We start from the raw sequence: 16,451 nt of genomic DNA on the forward strand, positions 1-16,451 counted from the left end.
GATTGTATAGTGAAATACAATAAATTTAGAATAAAAATATTGTATTAATTAAAAAGTAAAAGGGAGTAAAAAAATGAATTTATTTGACAAAGCATATGAAAATAAAAAGCCACTTGCGTTTAGATACCGTCCGAAAAGTTTGGATGATTTTTATGGTCAGGAAAAATTGGTTGGAGAAAATGGAATTTTGAGGAAGATTATTGAGCGCGGAAATTTTATGAATGCGATTTTTTGGGGAGCACCGGGAACGGGGAAGACGACTCTTGCGGAAATTGTTGCTGAAAAAATGAATTATCATTATGAATATTTGAATGCGATAAAGGCATCTGTGACTGATATAAAGGAGATTTCTGATAAAGCACACAACAGATTTCATACGAACGGACAGCAGACACTTTTGTTTTTAGATGAGATTCATAGATTTAATAAGTTGCAGCAGGATTCGCTTTTACAGGATTTAGAAAATGGAAATATTATTTTGATTGGTGCGACGACTGAAAATCCTTATTATAACTTGAATAATGCGTTGTTGTCACGATGTATGGCATTTGAATTTAAAAAATTGAGTGAAAAAGATTTACTTGAAATATTAAAAAATATTAATGAAAAAGAAAAAATTGGAATTTCAGATGAGATTTTGAAGTATATTTCAGAGATTATTGAAGGGGATGCGAGACAGGCTATAAATATTTTGGAATTAATTGCGAATGTTGGGGTGGATTTTACACTTGATGAAGTGAAGGAAGTGCTGAATACGAAAAAATCTTATCACAAGACGGAAGACAAGTATAACACGGTTTCTGCAATGATAAAAAGTATTCGTGGAAGTGATCCTGATGCAGCTGTTTACTGGATGGCAAAAATGCTCTCTGGTGGTGAAGATATTTTGTATATTGCAAGAAGACTTATAATTTTGGCATCTGAAGACATTGGGCTTGCAAATCCACAGGCGTTACCAATTGCCGTGGCAGGGCTTAATGCGATAAAGGAAATTGGAATGCCCGAAGCTAGAATCATCTTGTCTGAAGTGGCAATCTATCTTGCAATTTCTCCCAAGAGCAATTCAGCTTACAATGCTATAAATTCAGCACTCAAACACATTGAAAATGAAAAAATTCAGGAAGTTCCAGTTCATCTTACAAAAGTTGGTAAAAAAGATTATAAATATCCTCACAACTATGAAAATCACTATATTGATCAAGTCTATATGAATGAAAAAATAAAATTTTATGAATTTGGCAACAATAAATTTGAGAGGGCGGCTGCGGAATATTTTAAGAAAATAAAAAATAAAATAAAATAATTTGACTATCAAAATAATTTATGATAAAATTAAACATATGTAAAAATTTTTAATATTTAATAAATTAGTAAGATCTCTAAAAGTAATCAAATAGGAGTTTTTTGCTATTAAATCCAATAGGATTTATGTCAATTTTATATTAAATTATAAATTTGAGGATTAATTTTAGAAGAAATTATTTTGTAGGAGGAATTTTTGATGGAAAAGATGAGAAAAAGCAGAATGAAGAAAAACAGGAGTTTCAAATTTCTTGTGATGATGATTGGAATTTTGATGTTTGTGATGTCGTGTGGAGGAAATGTTAGAAAAAATGCTAGTAAAGACGAAATTGTAGCCGCTAATTTTCGTGATATTAGAGATTTGAATCCGCATAACTATGCAGGTGAGCTTTATGCACAGAATATTTTGTATGAGGGACTTGTTTCGATTAATAAAGATGGGAGTATCGCTCCGCAGTTGGCTGAAAAATGGGAAATTTCAAAAGATGGGAAGGAGTATACATTTCATCTTAGAAAAAATGTTGTGTTTTCAGATGGGGAAAAGTTTGATGCAAAGGCTGTAAAAGCGAATTTTGATGCAATTATGGAAAATAAAGATAGACATGGGTGGCTTGAAAGTGTGCGTTTATTTAATGGATTTGAAACACCAGATGATTATACATTTAAAATTAAATTAAAAGAGCCTTATTATCCAATGTTGATTGAGCTTGGTTCGATTCGTCCATTTAGATTTATTTCGCCAAAAGCTATGAAAAATGGTAAAAGTACAAAAAATGGAGTTGACAAGTATATTGGAACTGGACCATATGTTTTAAAATCAAATAAAACTGATGAAGAAGCAATTTTTGAAGTAAATGAGAAATATTGGGGAAAAAAACCAGCAATTAAGACAATTCGTGTAAAAGTTATTCCTGAAGAACAGACAAGGGCATTGGCACTTGAAAAAGGGGATATTGATATTGTGTTCGGGCGTGATATGATTGATAGTGAATCGTTTAAGAAATTTAAAGATAAAAAAGGATTTTCAGCTATAATGTCTGAGCCAGTTGCGACTAGAATGATGCTTGTGAATACTACAAAGGGTGCGTTGAAAGATAAAAATGTGAGAAAAGCGTTGCAACATGTTTTAAATAAGAAAGAAATTTCAGAAGGAATTTTTGAAGGTACAGAAACTCCAGCTGATTCAATTCTTGCGAAAACAGTTCCGTATGCGAATATTGATGTGCCAGTTTACGATTATTCATTAGATGAAGCAAAAAAATTGTTGGATGCTGCAGGCTGGGTTCAAGGTGCTGACGGTAAAAGACAAAAAGATGGAAAACCATTGGTAATTACATTGAATTATAATGCTGATAGTGTTAGTGAAAAAGCAATTTCTGAGTATTTTGGACAGCAGTTGGCTAAAATTGGAGTGGAATTGAAAACAGTTGGGGAAGAAGAGCAATCATATAGAGATAGAATGAAAAAAGGTGATTTTGGTATAGTATTTAATATATCTTGGGGAATTCCGTATGATCCGCAATCATTCCTTGGTGGTATGAGAAAACCTGTTTATGGAGATTTTGCAGCACAGCAAGGATTGCCAGAAAAATCGAAAATTGATGAATCAATTTTAAAAGGATTGAAAACTACAAGTGAGTCTGAGAGAGCGGAATTATTCAAATATGTGTTAACAACTTTACAAGATGAAGCCGTTTACATTCCAGTAACTTACGAGACAAATAGAGCAATTTTCAATGATAGAGTAAAAAATGTTAAATTCGGAACATCATTATACGAAGTTCCTTATTACTCAATGAATTTAAAATAAAATAGAATAAAATAAATTTATATCTAAATATATATTTGACAAGTTTGAATATAAAAATTAATATTAATATTGTTCGGTAATTTCAAAAAATTAAAAAGTTTTGGTTATCGAACAAGTTTGTTTAAAGTAAAATTTTTTAAAGAGAATTTTTAAGAAATTTAGAAAGGAAAATTTATTAGATGAAAAAATATATAATAAAACGAATCTTAATATCAATTCCTTTAATTATTGGAATTACATTTATTACATTTTGCTTGATAAATTTGATTCCATCAGATCCAGCTGAAGTGGCTTTGCGTGTGAATGACATCACTCCGACAGAGGCTGATATTCATAAGATGCGTGAATTGCTTGGGTTAAATAGACCATTTTTCTTGCGGTATTTTGACTGGCTTTGGAAGAGTCTGCATTTTGATTTTGGGATTTCATATGTAAATACAAATAGGAAGGTTACTGATGAAATTGCTAGAAGTTTGCCTGTAACGTTAAAATTGGCGGGAGTTTCGCTTGTTATGATATTTGGGATGAGTATTCCGATTGGAATATTTTGTGCTATTAAGAAAAATAGCTTTTTTGATAAAATGACGAGAGTAATCGTATTTTTAGGAACTGCAATTCCAGATTACTGGCTATCGCTAATACTTTTATCAATTTTTGCGTTAAAACTTAACATATTCCCAATTAGTGGAGTTAATTCGGTTTCAGGGTATATTTTACCTGCATTTGCACTTAGTATGAATTACATTTCGATATATGTTCGATTAATTCGTGCAAATATGATTGAAACATTGGAGCAGGATCATATCTATTATGCGAAAGTTAGAGGACTTTCAAAAAAGTCAATAATTTTTAGACATGCATTAAAAAATTCCATTCATTCGTCATTAAATGCGCTTGGAATGAGCGTTGTAAAATTAGTTGCAGGAACATTTATAATTGAGAATATTTTTGTGTTGCCGGGAATTGGACGACTTTGTGTACAAGCGGTATTTGGAAGGGATTATCCAATAATACAGGCTTATGTGCTAATTATGGGAGTTTTGTTTATTGTGTGCAATTTAATTGTAGATATTGCAAGTTGCTATATTGACCCAAGAATGGTGGAGAAAGAGGTATAAAATGAAAAAAATATTAAAAGACAGGGTGGCGTTGGCGTGTTTGATTATACTTGCAATAATTGTACTTTTAGGTATTTTTGCACCAGTTATTTCGAGTTATAATCCGCTTGAAGGAAGTCTTACTCAAAAATTTAAAAGTCCGTCGCTAAAACATCTTTTAGGGACAGACTATTTGGGAAGAGATACCTTTACAAGATTAATTTATGGAGTAAGATCGACTTTGTTTTTATCAGTTGCAACAATGGTTCCAACAATTTTGATTGGACTAATTGTGGGGCTTATTTCAGGATATTTTCGAGGAATTATAGACGAAATTCTTATGAGATTTTGCGATGTAATGATGTCGTTTCCAAGTCAAGTAATGATTTTAGCTATAATTGGGGCCTTGGGAATAGGAATAAAAAATGTGATTATTGCGAATATTGTTGTGAAATGGATGTGGTATGCAAGAATGATACGTGGAAATGTAATCCGTCAAAATAATAAAAATTTCATTCTTTTTTCAAGAGCAATTGGAGCCAAAACATCATATATTTTTAAAAAGCACATTATTCCATTTATAATGCCAGAATTAATCGTATTAATTACACTGGATATGGGTTGGATGATTTTGAGTATATCGACCTTATCTTTTTTAGGATTGGGAGTACAACCGCCAGTTCCCGAATGGGGTGCAATGCTTAGTGAGGCCAAAAATGTAATTAGTACAAGACCAGAACAAATGCTAGTTCCAGGACTTGCTATCGTAATAACAGTTGCAGCTTTTAATTTATTAGGAGATAGTTTTAAGGATAATCAATAAAGGAGTTTTGGCAAAATGGACATATTAGAAGTAAAAAATTTGGAAGTAATTCTTAAAAAAAATAACAAAGAAATTATAAAAAATATTAGCTTTTCTATAGGAAAAAATAGCTGTGTTGGGATTCTTGGGGAAAGTGGAAGTGGAAAAAGTGTTACATGTAAGTCGATTTTGAATATTTTAAATGATAATTTCAGGGTAAATGGAGAAATTATTTTTAATGGAAAAAATTTAATTGATTGTACAGAAAAAGAAATGAAAAATATTCGTGGAAAACAAATTTGTATGATTTTGCAAAATCCAATGACCTCGTTTGATCCATTATTTACAATTCAAAATCAAATGGTTGAAACTTTTTTGGAACATTTGGATATTTCATCTAAAGAAGCACTGGATTTGGCGAAGGAATCATTAGAAAAAATGAGAATGAAGGAAATTGATGCTGTTTTAAAAAAATATCCGCATGAGTTAAGTGGTGGAATGTTGCAAAGAGTAATGATAGCGATAGCAATTGCATTGAAACCAAAGTTGATAATAGCTGATGAGCCGACAACAGCGATAGATTCTCTCAATCAAAAAGATATTATTGAAGAATTTAAAATATTAAAAAATGAAATAGCTGTGTCAATTCTTTTTGTAACACATGATTTGGGAATTTTGTCATATTTGGCGGATAAATTAATTGTTATGCAAAATGGAAAAATTGTCGAAAGTGGAACGACAGCTGAGATAATAAATAATCACAATCACGAACATACAAATTTTTTGATTGAAACTCGAAGGACCTTGATGAAAAAATTTAAGGAAGTGGCTGATTGGACATTAAATGAAGGTGAGAATAAAATTTATGAATAAAGAAATAAAAAATAAAAATAATATTTTACTGAAAGCTTCGAATATTACAAAAAGTTATACACAGAAAAAGTTTCTGAAAAAATTTGTGAAAACTGTATTGAATAATGTTTCACTTTCGTTGGAGCAAGGGAAATGTCTTGGAATTATTGGTGAAAGCGGGAGTGGAAAAAGTACGCTTGGAAGGATAATTACTGGGATTGAGAAAGCAGATTCTGGCATAGTCGAATTTGAGGGGAAAAATATTCACCAAAAAGAAAATAAAGATGCAAAAAATGATATTAGCATTGTTTTTCAAAATTATGTTTCATCGGTAAATCCTAGATTTTCAGTTGCTCAGATTATTGCTGAACCGTTAATAATTAGTTCTCAAGTGAATAAAAGTAAAATTGATAAAAAGAAGATCGATGAAGAAGTGAAAAAATTGATAAAAATTGTGGGACTTTCGGAGGAATTTTTGGAAAGGTTTCCAAATGAATTGAGTGGCGGACAGCTTCAGAGAGTTTGTATAGCACGAGCAATTGTGACAAAACCGAAGTTTATTTTGTTGGATGAAGCTGTTAGTTCTCTTGATGTTTCTACACAAGTTGAAATTTTAGATTTATTGCAAAAATTGAAGAAAGAGTATAATTTATCGTATATATTTATAACTCACGATTTATTGACGATAACTTATATTTGTGATAGTGTAATATTTTTTAAAGATGGAAAAATTGAAGAAAAAATTAATGATATACGAAATTTGAAAAATATAAAAAAAGATTATTCTAAAAGATTGTTGGAGGCAGTAATAGAATTTTGATAATGAAAAAAATATAAATTTAGAAAATTATAGAAATTGGAAATAAAAAACAAGTAATTCTATGTGTTTTATATTGAATTTATTAGTTTTTTATAATTGAAATCATAGTTCTTTGTAGTATACTCCTATTGAAATAAATTATGAGGAGAAGAGATGATTAAGATGAAATTATTAAAAAAATCTATGTTAGTATTATCTGTAATGACTTTAATTGGAGGAATGAGTTTTGCTGCAACAGCTAAAGCTGGGAAAAAATCGTCTGCTAAAAAAACTGTTGCTAAAAAAGTAGTTAATAAAAAATCGTCTGCCAAAAAAACTGCTACAAAAAAAGTGCCTTCAGAATCATACACTTGCGGTACTGAAAAAATAACAGTTTCTTACCCAACAACAAAAACTGCAAAAGTAGTAACAAAAGCTGGAAAAGTTTATAACTTAAATGTAGCAGTTTCAGGTAGTGGAGCAAGATATGTATCTAAAGGTGGAGATATTGAGTTCTTTAAAGGCGGAAAAGACGTTATTTACAGAGGAGCAAATAATATCGAAAAATCTTGTAAAAGAAGATAGTAACTTTGAAAATTAAAAGAAAAACATAATTGACAGATCGAACAGAAAATCTAAGATTTGAAAATTATGTTTTTTTTATAAAATATTTTTGTTTAAGATAGATTGTATAATAAAATGTAACAGATTTAAAATAAAATAAAACTCATGATAATTTCGTGTTAAAATGTTAGTAACTATAAAAACATTAACGAAAGGAAATTTATCATGAGTCGTAAGCATTTTACCATAAATGAAAGAAATCAACTAGAGGTTTTGCTAAAAGAAAATTATAAAATAACAAGAATTGCTAAAATTCTTAAAAAATATAGAACTACTATATTTATCGGGAAATTAAAAGAGTTAAAGGTGAATATTGTGCTAAAAAAGCTCAGGTAAATACCAATAACAAAGGAGATAAAAAAGGCAGAAATTTAAAAATTTTCTTTATAAATTAACGAATATAGTCAAAAGTTTCCAAAGTTAGATTTCTATTTCCCTTTCCGTAAAAATATACTTTAAATATTGTTCCTTTTGAGAATTTGTAATAAGTCTGGTCAACAAGTCCTGTAAAATTAAATGTTTTTCCTGACTGAAGGCTAACACAGTTTGCGAATCTTTTACCATCTTTTGTTATACCTCTTGAAGTCACACGACATTTTTCTACTGTTCGTAAAGTTCCTTGTGCTGCAAAATTGTAAGCACTTGCTAATATTAAAAATGCAAAAATAATTTTTTTCATAACAAATCAGCTCCTATTATTATAATTTTTAGTTATTTGTGAAAATTTATAAATTCTACCATTTTACTCCCAATTTTTCTATAAGCTGTACATAGTTCGCAGGAGGCATCCAGTATTTTATAATTTTTTTATTTTTATTGAATATATCCAATGCTTTTTCCTTTTCTCCTTTTTTCAAATAAATATCTATCATAATTGTGAACAGTTCATTCATTGGATGATTTCTGCTATTTTCATAAACAAATTCTGGATATTTTTTTGTATTGACATTTTTATATGCTTCAATTCCTTTTTGTGCATAATTTAATATTTCTGAATAATTATCAGGATAATTATGATAAAGAAAATTTGACATAATACGGTATCCTTCCGGATAATCAGGGAAATTTTCTATTAATTTTTGCGATATTCTTTTAAAGTTACTATTATCAGGATTTTTTACCGGTGAATAAAGTATTAGAAGCAGTTTATAATCATCAATTTTTGCTGTTTTATTTTTTATTTTTTCCTCTTTTTCACTAATTAAAAGTTTTCTATCCTTATCATCTGATGGTGTTCTTGTAATTTCTCCTATTGTTTTATCCATCCCCTTTATTTTATAATTGTCAAGCGAAAGAATATTTATAAATTCCTTATTGCAGTCTTCGGGAATTACCCATCTTCCGATTGGAATATTATATTCAAATTTTACAGTCATCTCTTTTTCGATATATTTTGTGTCATTCTTCTTTAATTCACTTTTCAAAAAAGAAGAGATTTCCTGTTCTATTATTTCTAGTTGTGTAGATCTGCTTTTTCCTCTTACCAACGAATTAAAGTCTTTGTTTTTATAAAATTTAGACATTGTATAGTTTAAATCGGGATATTTTAATGACACATTTACATAAGCCAGCTTTATGTCCCTTCCGTTTCCATTTTTCTGCTTTGTTAGTTCAATTTTATTTATTTTATAAGTAAGATATTTATAACTTTCTTGTGAAGTACGCCAGATATTAAACCACATTAAATGATATTCACTAACTTTTTTTGTATCTTCATTTTTTGCTGCATTGATATAATCGCTAAAAGCCGATGCTACTGCCTTTTTATCATCATTTTCAGAACCTTCACTAATTCCACAGCTTGTTATAAATATGATTGCCAGTAAAATAAATGATATAAATCTTTTCATGATTCCTCCTGATTTTTCTAATAATAAATTTTCTCATTTGTACTGAGAAATACTATATTCTTTTAACTTTTTAATCAAAAAATAAACTATTCTTCCATATTTTCTGGAGTAGATGCCACATCTTTGGAAAATATCATTGAAATTCCTGTATCCTGATTATACTGCACTTTTCCATTTTTTACAATAATTTCATCTGATTCCTTGCCGTTTCCTACAAGAATGTATCTCCCGTTGTCCTTACTTTGCATGTCATAAGTTCCTGCCTTTGTTATACATTTCCCATTAACTACATTGTTAAGGCTTATATAGGCAATATTTCCTTTTATTTCAAAATATGAATCTTCAAAGCATTTCTGCCCTGCCACCTTTACAGTCTGCCCTTTTGTAGTCAGCGTTTCCACATTATATTTTCCTGAAATGGTACCCTGAGAAGTTTTACCCTTTGATTCACATCCCATACTTATTAAAATCATTCCTGCCATTACAACCAGATTTACTTTTTTAATTTTCATTTTTTTACCTCTGTTTATATTTAACTATTCAAAATTCCATCAGTTATTTTAAAATAAATACATATATGCTTTACTTTTATACAAAGAAACAAGTGTCACAATTGATATAAAAAGTAAAAAAAGAAGTATGCTCTGCATTTTTTTCATTTTAAAAAGTCTGAATTTTACTTTTGGAATTTGTTTTTCTTTGATTACATCAATAATATCATCTATAATTTTTGAAATTCTGTCATCTTCCATTATTATGTCTATTCGAGATCTTTTTAACTGTCTTTCAGGTATAAAACAGATTTCTTTTTTGCCATCAAGAAGATAAATATGGGATTTAGAGTATATTATTTTAGTTCCAAATAGGGGAAGTAATTCAGTACCCCAGTTGTAGCCCTTAATATTCAACAATTTTCCATTTAAGTAAAAGTCTTCATTTATTATTTCAAGTGTATTTTTTGTTTTTTCTTTTGAATAATAATATTTATATCCATATATCGTACTTATTACAGCACAGACTATTAAAAGCAGTATTCCAATTTTTATTCCCAAAAATATTAATATTAGCATTATGGCAAAGCAAATAAGATTTAGAACAACTGCTTTTTTCAAATCCTCTGGCACTTCATAAAATACTCTTCCTGTTTCTATCTTTTTACGGTAAACCGTATCAGCGGTTAAAATTCCACGTTTTATTTTTTCTTTAATTTCATCTTCCTGTTTTTGATTAATTTTACGAAGATTTTTTCTATTTTTTATTTGTTTCACACCAAAAACAATTAATATAACAGCAACTGAAAGATACACTAATGCAATAATTGAATTCATTTCAGTCCCCTCCGTATTAATAAGATATTCCTTGAGCTGTTATACGGACTCTGTCAGCATCCACTTTTAAAATAGCTTCAAGTATTTGTTTTCCTGCCTCCCTTAATTGAGCTGTAGTCTGTGAGTTTGGATTACTCTGATTTAATGACTGTCCCACAGCCAAAGTCATTCCTACCATAACCATCTGGTCATACATGCTTTTTTTCTCTCTATTGCTCATTCCATCAAAGAATCTGCTATTTTCAAGATGAGCTTTGAACTGATTTGCCATAGGTTTCACATAGTCGTCATTAAGACTTATATTGTTATATGCCATGTATGCTCCTGCTATTACAGCCGCTACTGCTGAAGACAAATCATTTGTCGGTATTCCTACAGAACGTGCTACCTGTGGAAAAGCCTCATACAGCTGTTTTAATGATGCCCTTACTTCTTTATGTTGACTTTTCGGATAACTTGCAACTAATGTTTCCAGTCCATCAGTACTTCCGTCCTGTGTGAAAGTGAGCGATGATTTTCCATAGGAATTACCTTGTGAAGACGAAGTTATATTCAGAAGTTCCTGCATAATCCCATTTTTAAATGCATCGCTGTAATCAGCATAAGCCTGTCTTGAAATTCCAAATCCTAGTGTTAAAACACTTAAAAGAAATATTTTTTTCATAAATTTTGTTTTCATAGCTTCTCCTCCTATAATTTTTTTACTTTACTGTTAATTTAAATTAGATAATATTTTCTTGTTTTCCTCATATTTTTTACTGTTGGAAGATTTTAGCGTTTCATTATCTTTTTTGGCATTATTTAATGCTATATTATACAAAAGAGGATTATAATTTTCCTTTAGAAATTTTTGATTAATTATAAAAGTTTCTACTGCTTTTTCATTATCTCCTGATAATCTGTAAGCTTGTATCAAATTTTTTTCAATTATTTCTGAAAGTACATTATTTAATACTTTAATATCCTTGTATTCCGCATAACTCTGTTTACCATGTTTTAAAATACCTATTGCTTTTTCATAATATTCAGTACTTTCCTTATATTTTTTTTCATAAAAGAGAATATCTGCCATCACTCTGTAACCATAGGAATAATCAGGAGCATTTTTTAAAAATATTTCTGTAATTTCCTTTGTTTTTTTTAATTCACGGTTTTGATAAAATGCCACGGTTACATAATTACGGTATTTCTCAAGATTTTTGCTGTCCTTTAAAAATTCCTCTTCCGCTTTTTTTATAGCTTCTTCTGATGAAAGTTCCTTCTGCTTTTCTATTTTAGTGCTATCTTTTTCTGAATTTTCTTTATTTTCTTCAGTTTTACTTTTCTCGCTCTGGCTTATATCAATATTATTACTTTTTTTTGTTTTATTTTGTTCCTGTTTCTTATTGCAGCTAAAAACAACAAAAACTATCATAGCTATTATTAAAATTTTTTTCAATTTTATCACTTCCCCAATGGATATAGAATTTTTTATGTTTTTATTTTATTAACAGTTCTTCTTAAACTTTTGCTTTGTAAATATTGGCTTGACTTAATTTCCATAATTCTTACCTATCAAAGAAATCAGATATATCATAAAAGAAACATAAATCGCCACTATTAGTAAAAGGTGTAATGGATAAAAGAAATAAAACATATATTTTGTAAATTTGTTATGAATACCTTGTTTCCCATTATAAAGCCATATTATCGGCAGTGAGAATATCGTAAATATCTGTGTTTTTATAAATATCTCATTTCCAAAAAAGTTAAACGGTAATTCAAGTCCAGGCATAATAAATATGTTTAGAAACACCATTAATAAAGCCTGAAATATTATATTCCTATAATTTTTTTCCCTGAAAAAATAAAATATCAAAATAGTTATAATTCCATATTCCAAATAATCACTTCTTGCAAAATGTGCAATTATAGCAGTGATAATACTTATAACAGCTTTTGCAAAAAATTTTATTATTTTATTCAGATTTTCTGATTTTTCTACTTTTTCCAGCAAATTCATTCCGCATAGAGCAATTCCGAAAGTCCATAATACATTGTTGTATGGATAAAATACCATTATTTCTCCTCTTAATGCCAGACTTGCAAAAAGATTGAACGGAATTTCCGAAATAGTCGCAAAAATAAAAATACGTATTAAATATTTTTTTCTGTTTTTAGTCCTAAAAAATCCTTCCACGAGCATAAAGGCAAAAATAGGAAAAGCAAGTCTTCCAAGCATATTTAACCATATCTGATTAGGAAAAAATATATTCCACAGATGATCTGCCACCATAAATGTCATTGCCAGAATATGCAGTGTAAAAGAATTTATCCCTTTAGAAAATATATCTTTTTTATTCATTTTTACTCCTAATTTTTTCTTTTCTGTTAATAAGGGGTAAATGAACTGAACCCCTTATTGCATTTTGTGAATATAAAACTATTCTTTATTTAATAAACAAGCCCTGATGATGTTATTTTTACTTTACTTGCGCTTACTCCAAGAAGTCCTTCAAGTACCTGCTTTCCTGCGTTTCTTAACTGGGCAGTAACTTTTGTATTTGGATTTTGTTGATTTTGAGATTGATTTACAGCCAAAGTCATTCCTATTATTACCAATTGATCGTAAATATATTTTTTATCACTGTTACTCATTTTATCAAAGTCATCTACACCTTGAAGCACTGTTTTTAACTGATTTTGCATAGGTTTCATATAATCATCATTCAGACTTACATTGTTATATGCCATATATGCTCCTGCTATTGCAGCTGCCAGTCCTGAAGACAGGTCATTTGTAGGTATTCCCACAGAACGTGCTACCTGCGGGAAAGAATCCTGCATTTTTTTCAGATATGTTCTTGCTTCCCCTCTCTGTTTTGACGGATAGTTATTAACAAAATAATCAAGTCCTCTTGTATTTCCATCCGATTTAAAAGTAATATTTGCTTTTGTTGTTTTTGGGGTTGTAGTTGAAGTTGCTGAACTTCCCATTGTTTTTGTAGTTGTTTTTTTAGAATTTGATTTTTTCTTTGAAGAATAATCTCCTTTTTCAATGTGGCTTATTACTTCACTACTAAGTAAATAATTTCTTGTACTATTTATCACATTGTTTGTATAGTTAAAACTGTCTGACATATCATAATAAAATGCCTGTGCAGGCTGCGATACAAATACTCCCATTCCGATAATTGCCGTAACAAATAGTTTTTTTAAATTTATTTTCATAATTATTCCTCCTAAAAATTTTATTTTTTTATGATTTCTATTATTTGATTATACTGTATATTTTTTAGATTAAAAGAACATTAGAGCTTTTTACTTTTTATTTATTTTTTGATGTTTTTTTGAATACAAGATTACTTTCAGGAACTCCGATATAGAGAGTCTGCTCGCTATTCATAAGTGTTATTACATCGGCATTACTTAAATCATCTAAAAAATCTTTATCACTGTTGGTCAGTTCGCTCCATTTTTCCAGCAGATTGTTCAAATTATCTATTTCAAAAGAAATCCTGTGATTTTTCAGAGAATATTTTCCCAAATATTTTTTCCCATTTTTTCCTGTTATAACAACATTTCCTTTATCAAGTTTTATTGAAATTTTACTGTTTTTAAGTTCAAGCCCTGCAATATTTACAAGAGCCCATTCATTAGCCATTATTTTTTTCTCAAAATCTTCAATATTACTAAAAAATGAAAATCTGTCTTTATATTTTTCTTTAGAATATTTTTCCATATTATTTAACATAAAGCCGTCCCTTTTTTCAAAGCTATTTTTCAAAAAATTGGGAATATCCTTTCTGTATATGAGATATACAGTTTCATAATTTTTGTTATCCACATAGACAGGATAATAGCCGTAATCAGAATTTCCTAACGACAGCATAGGCGAAAGGATTGCTTTAACTGTTCCATTTTTGAGATTCTGCACCATAATATCACTGTCCTTATATTCAGTCGCTTTGAAAATAGTATAAGTGGGAGAATGCTCTATTTTTTCGGCAAATTCCCTGTCAATCTCATTGGATACACCTACTTCTAATATATATCCCTTGTCTATTATGTCTTTTTTTGAAGGTTTTCCACAGGAAATAAATATTATTCCAAAAAGTAGAAAAATCATAAATCCTGTCAATTTTTTAATTTTTATCATGCTGTTTTCTCCTTCCTATCAATAAATTTACACCAAGCCCCACAAGAAATATTACATCCAATAAACCTATGACAAAATAAGCATAATAAGTTGGTAAAAATTCTTCATCTTCTGCTGATGAAACTAAATATTTATACGATATTAAAAATATTAGTATTTTTAATATTACACCAATTATTGTTAAAATTATCAAAGCCTTTTTTCCTATTCCTACTTTTGCATAAAAATATGATAAAAATAATATTAAGCAAAATTAATATAAGATTTTCCGAGTATATGGCATATATACCTCCAACCTCCAATCATTTTCAAATTACTTAAAACTGATACTTCTAATACAGCCAGAAAAAATAGTACTAGAATATTAAAACAGAGCAGATGAATAAAATACAGGCTTCCAAAAAATATTTTTTTCATTTTTCCTCCTTATTCAAATACTAATTAATTAGTCATTTTTCAATTTTATGATATGTAATATAGATTAAAATAAAATGAGAATTCTACTTTTCTTTTTTCTTTCCATAGATATAAAACCAGGCTGCGAGAAATATAATTGATGGCAGTAATGACATAGTATAATTCCCTTTTCCAGTGTGCCCTATTACTTCACTACCAAGTATATAATTTCTTGTACTGTTTATCAGATTGTTTGTATAGTTAACATTGTCTGACGTATCATAATAAAATGCTTTTGCAGGCTGTGATACAAATACTCCTGCTCCGATAATTGTTGCAATAAATAGTTTTTTCAAGTTTACTTTCATAATTTTTACTCCTTACTTAAAGTTATTTTTTAATTTTGTGATATGTAATTCTAATTAAAATAAAATGAAAGTTTCTACTTCACTTTTTTCCTTTCATAGATATAAAACCAGGCTGCAAGAAATATAATTGAAGGCAGTAATGACATATTGCCGTTTGTTTTATTGCTATTATTAAAAACTTTGTTATGATTATCAAAAGTTTGCTGCAAAAGATTTTCCCGTAACGTATCGCTTGGCAAATTTGTAGGATCCATATAATAATCATATCCCATAAATGCATGTGACTGTTGTGATACAAATACTCCTGCTCCAATAATTGCTATAGCAAATAATTTTTTTAAATTTAATTTCATAGTTCTTACCTCCTAAAATCTGATTTTTTACATTTTCCCTCTTTTAATAAAACTTATTACAAAAAAACCTATTCCCACAGCCAAAAGAGGAGTATTTTTTATTAAAATTCCAATAGAAAGAGCATATATTCCACCCCAGGCAAATTTTTTGATAAATCCATATCCTTCTATTTTTTTATCTATTCTCGTTTTCATTTTTTTTACTGTTAAAACCATATTATCAACCTTTTCTGCCATTTCCTTTTTGTTTTCCCAAAGTATCTCATCATCTTTTGTTGCAAATTTCCAGCCACTTTTCAAAAGCATATTAATATAAATCCTATTATATAAAAAACTAAATACCACCAATATCAAAAACATTAGTAAAGGCAATATCATATGGGATATAACCATTATTGTCAAAAGCATCCAGCCGGTATTCCAGTCTTTCCTATAAAACGGAACAAGAAAACCGAAAAAGAAAGTTACCCAGGAAAATCCAATTTTCACTATCTTTATCTCCTCTTCTTTGCTCAATGTTATCTCTTTCTTGAAGCACCCATTTCTACTATTCATTTCCATATCTAAAATCCTCCCATCATGTTTTTTTATATAGAATTTAAAAATCTTATTTCACTTTAACAATATGCTTTTTAGATTAAAGGAATATTAGAGAGAAAAATTATTTTTATTTTTTAAATAACAAGATTTGTAATTTTCTGAATGTGAAATGCAATAAAAAAATGTTTAATA

The 16,451-nt window shown here is 29.0% G+C and carries 20 protein-coding genes; 7 read left to right on the forward strand and 13 right to left on the reverse strand.

Going from position 1 to position 16,451, the window contains the following annotated elements; translation table 11 throughout:
* The first annotated feature begins 73 nt into the window (after positions 1 to 73).
* The 7 genes from BCB68_RS04575 to BCB68_RS04605 all read left to right on the forward strand — a co-directional run bounded on the left by BCB68_RS04575 (position 74) and on the right by BCB68_RS04605 (position 7,247).
* Complete coding sequence (locus tag BCB68_RS04575; RefSeq protein ID WP_094079711.1) at positions 74 to 1,303, forward strand: replication-associated recombination protein A; 1,230 nt, start codon at positions 74 to 76, stop codon at positions 1,301 to 1,303.
* Positions 1,304 to 1,501: 198 nt separating this feature from the next.
* Positions 1,502 to 3,112 carry a nickel ABC transporter substrate-binding protein gene (gene nikA, locus BCB68_RS04580; protein WP_237048707.1) on the forward strand — a complete coding sequence of 537 codons (1,611 nt, stop codon included), beginning with the start codon at positions 1,502 to 1,504 and terminating at the stop codon, positions 3,110 to 3,112.
* A 179-nt stretch (positions 3,113 to 3,291) separates the two neighbouring features.
* A complete protein-coding gene (opp1B, locus tag BCB68_RS04585) occupies positions 3,292 to 4,230 on the forward strand; it encodes a nickel/cobalt ABC transporter permease (RefSeq protein ID WP_094079712.1) in 939 nt (312 codons plus the stop codon).
* Position 4,231: 1 nt separating this feature from the next.
* Positions 4,232 to 5,032, forward strand: coding sequence for a nickel/cobalt ABC transporter permease (opp1C, locus tag BCB68_RS04590; protein ID WP_094079713.1), 801 nt, complete (start codon positions 4,232 to 4,234; stop codon positions 5,030 to 5,032).
* Positions 5,033 to 5,047: 15 nt separating this feature from the next.
* Complete coding sequence (locus tag BCB68_RS04595; RefSeq protein WP_094079714.1) at positions 5,048 to 5,884, forward strand: ABC transporter ATP-binding protein; 837 nt, start codon at positions 5,048 to 5,050, stop codon at positions 5,882 to 5,884.
* Positions 5,877 to 6,683: an ABC transporter ATP-binding protein gene (locus tag BCB68_RS04600; RefSeq protein WP_094080773.1), complete on the forward strand. Its 807-nt coding sequence runs from the start codon at positions 5,877 to 5,879 to the stop codon at positions 6,681 to 6,683. Before BCB68_RS04595 ends, BCB68_RS04600 begins: the two co-directional genes overlap by 8 nt.
* A 153-nt stretch (positions 6,684 to 6,836) precedes the next feature.
* On the forward strand, positions 6,837 to 7,247 hold the full coding sequence (locus tag BCB68_RS04605; protein ID WP_237048708.1) for an MliC family protein: 411 nt from the start codon (positions 6,837 to 6,839) through the stop codon (positions 7,245 to 7,247).
* A gap of 430 nt (positions 7,248 to 7,677) precedes the next feature.
* Here the strand turns inward: BCB68_RS04605 and BCB68_RS04615 are convergent, their stop codons facing one another.
* From BCB68_RS04615 to BCB68_RS04675, 13 genes are all read right to left on the reverse strand, one after another.
* Positions 7,678 to 7,965, reverse strand: coding sequence for a ubiquinol-cytochrome C reductase (locus BCB68_RS04615; RefSeq protein ID WP_094079716.1), 288 nt, complete (start codon positions 7,963 to 7,965; stop codon positions 7,678 to 7,680).
* Between the two features lie 55 nt (positions 7,966 to 8,020).
* The gene (locus BCB68_RS04620) at positions 8,021 to 9,136 is read right to left on the reverse strand and encodes a hypothetical protein (RefSeq protein WP_094079717.1); all 1,116 of its coding nucleotides are present in this window, start codon (positions 9,134 to 9,136) and stop codon (positions 8,021 to 8,023) included.
* An 86-nt stretch (positions 9,137 to 9,222) separates the two neighbouring features.
* Entirely contained in the window at positions 9,223 to 9,648 is a 426-nt protein-coding gene (locus tag BCB68_RS04625) for a hypothetical protein (RefSeq protein ID WP_094079718.1), read from the reverse strand.
* A 48-nt stretch (positions 9,649 to 9,696) separates the two neighbouring features.
* Positions 9,697 to 10,464: a hypothetical protein gene (locus BCB68_RS04630; RefSeq protein WP_094079719.1), complete on the reverse strand. Its 768-nt coding sequence runs from the start codon at positions 10,462 to 10,464 to the stop codon at positions 9,697 to 9,699.
* Between the two features lie 16 nt (positions 10,465 to 10,480).
* Positions 10,481 to 11,143 (reverse strand): DUF6683 family protein, encoded by a 663-nt coding sequence (locus BCB68_RS04635; RefSeq protein WP_094079720.1) that lies wholly within the window; start codon positions 11,141 to 11,143, stop codon positions 10,481 to 10,483.
* Positions 11,144 to 11,176: 33 nt separating this feature from the next.
* Positions 11,177 to 11,911, reverse strand: coding sequence for a hypothetical protein (locus tag BCB68_RS04640; RefSeq protein ID WP_237048709.1), 735 nt, complete (start codon positions 11,909 to 11,911; stop codon positions 11,177 to 11,179).
* Positions 11,912 to 11,995: 84 nt separating this feature from the next.
* On the reverse strand, positions 11,996 to 12,808 hold the full coding sequence (locus BCB68_RS04645) for a TraX family protein (RefSeq protein ID WP_094079722.1): 813 nt from the start codon (positions 12,806 to 12,808) through the stop codon (positions 11,996 to 11,998).
* Between the two features lie 89 nt (positions 12,809 to 12,897).
* Positions 12,898 to 13,674, reverse strand: coding sequence for a DUF6683 family protein (locus BCB68_RS04650; protein WP_094079723.1), 777 nt, complete (start codon positions 13,672 to 13,674; stop codon positions 12,898 to 12,900).
* A gap of 97 nt (positions 13,675 to 13,771) precedes the next feature.
* Positions 13,772 to 14,602, reverse strand: coding sequence for an amino acid decarboxylase (locus BCB68_RS04655; RefSeq protein WP_094079724.1), 831 nt, complete (start codon positions 14,600 to 14,602; stop codon positions 13,772 to 13,774).
* Positions 14,589 to 14,795: a hypothetical protein gene (locus BCB68_RS10855; protein WP_237048710.1), complete on the reverse strand. Its 207-nt coding sequence runs from the start codon at positions 14,793 to 14,795 to the stop codon at positions 14,589 to 14,591. The genes BCB68_RS04655 and BCB68_RS10855 overlap by 14 nt, the downstream gene beginning before the upstream one ends.
* A 307-nt stretch (positions 14,796 to 15,102) precedes the next feature.
* On the reverse strand, positions 15,103 to 15,366 hold the full coding sequence (locus BCB68_RS04665; protein WP_094079725.1) for a hypothetical protein: 264 nt from the start codon (positions 15,364 to 15,366) through the stop codon (positions 15,103 to 15,105).
* A 74-nt stretch (positions 15,367 to 15,440) separates the two neighbouring features.
* The gene (locus BCB68_RS04670; protein ID WP_094079726.1) at positions 15,441 to 15,719 is read right to left on the reverse strand and encodes a hypothetical protein; all 279 of its coding nucleotides are present in this window, start codon (positions 15,717 to 15,719) and stop codon (positions 15,441 to 15,443) included.
* A 27-nt stretch (positions 15,720 to 15,746) separates the two neighbouring features.
* Positions 15,747 to 16,280 (reverse strand): hypothetical protein, encoded by a 534-nt coding sequence (locus tag BCB68_RS04675; RefSeq protein WP_094079727.1) that lies wholly within the window; start codon positions 16,278 to 16,280, stop codon positions 15,747 to 15,749.
* Positions 16,281 to 16,451: the final 171 nt, after the last annotated feature.

The sequence above is a fragment of the Leptotrichia sp. oral taxon 498 genome (assembly GCF_002240055.1).
GTDB lineage: Bacteria > Fusobacteriota > Fusobacteriia > Fusobacteriales > Leptotrichiaceae > Leptotrichia > Leptotrichia rugosa.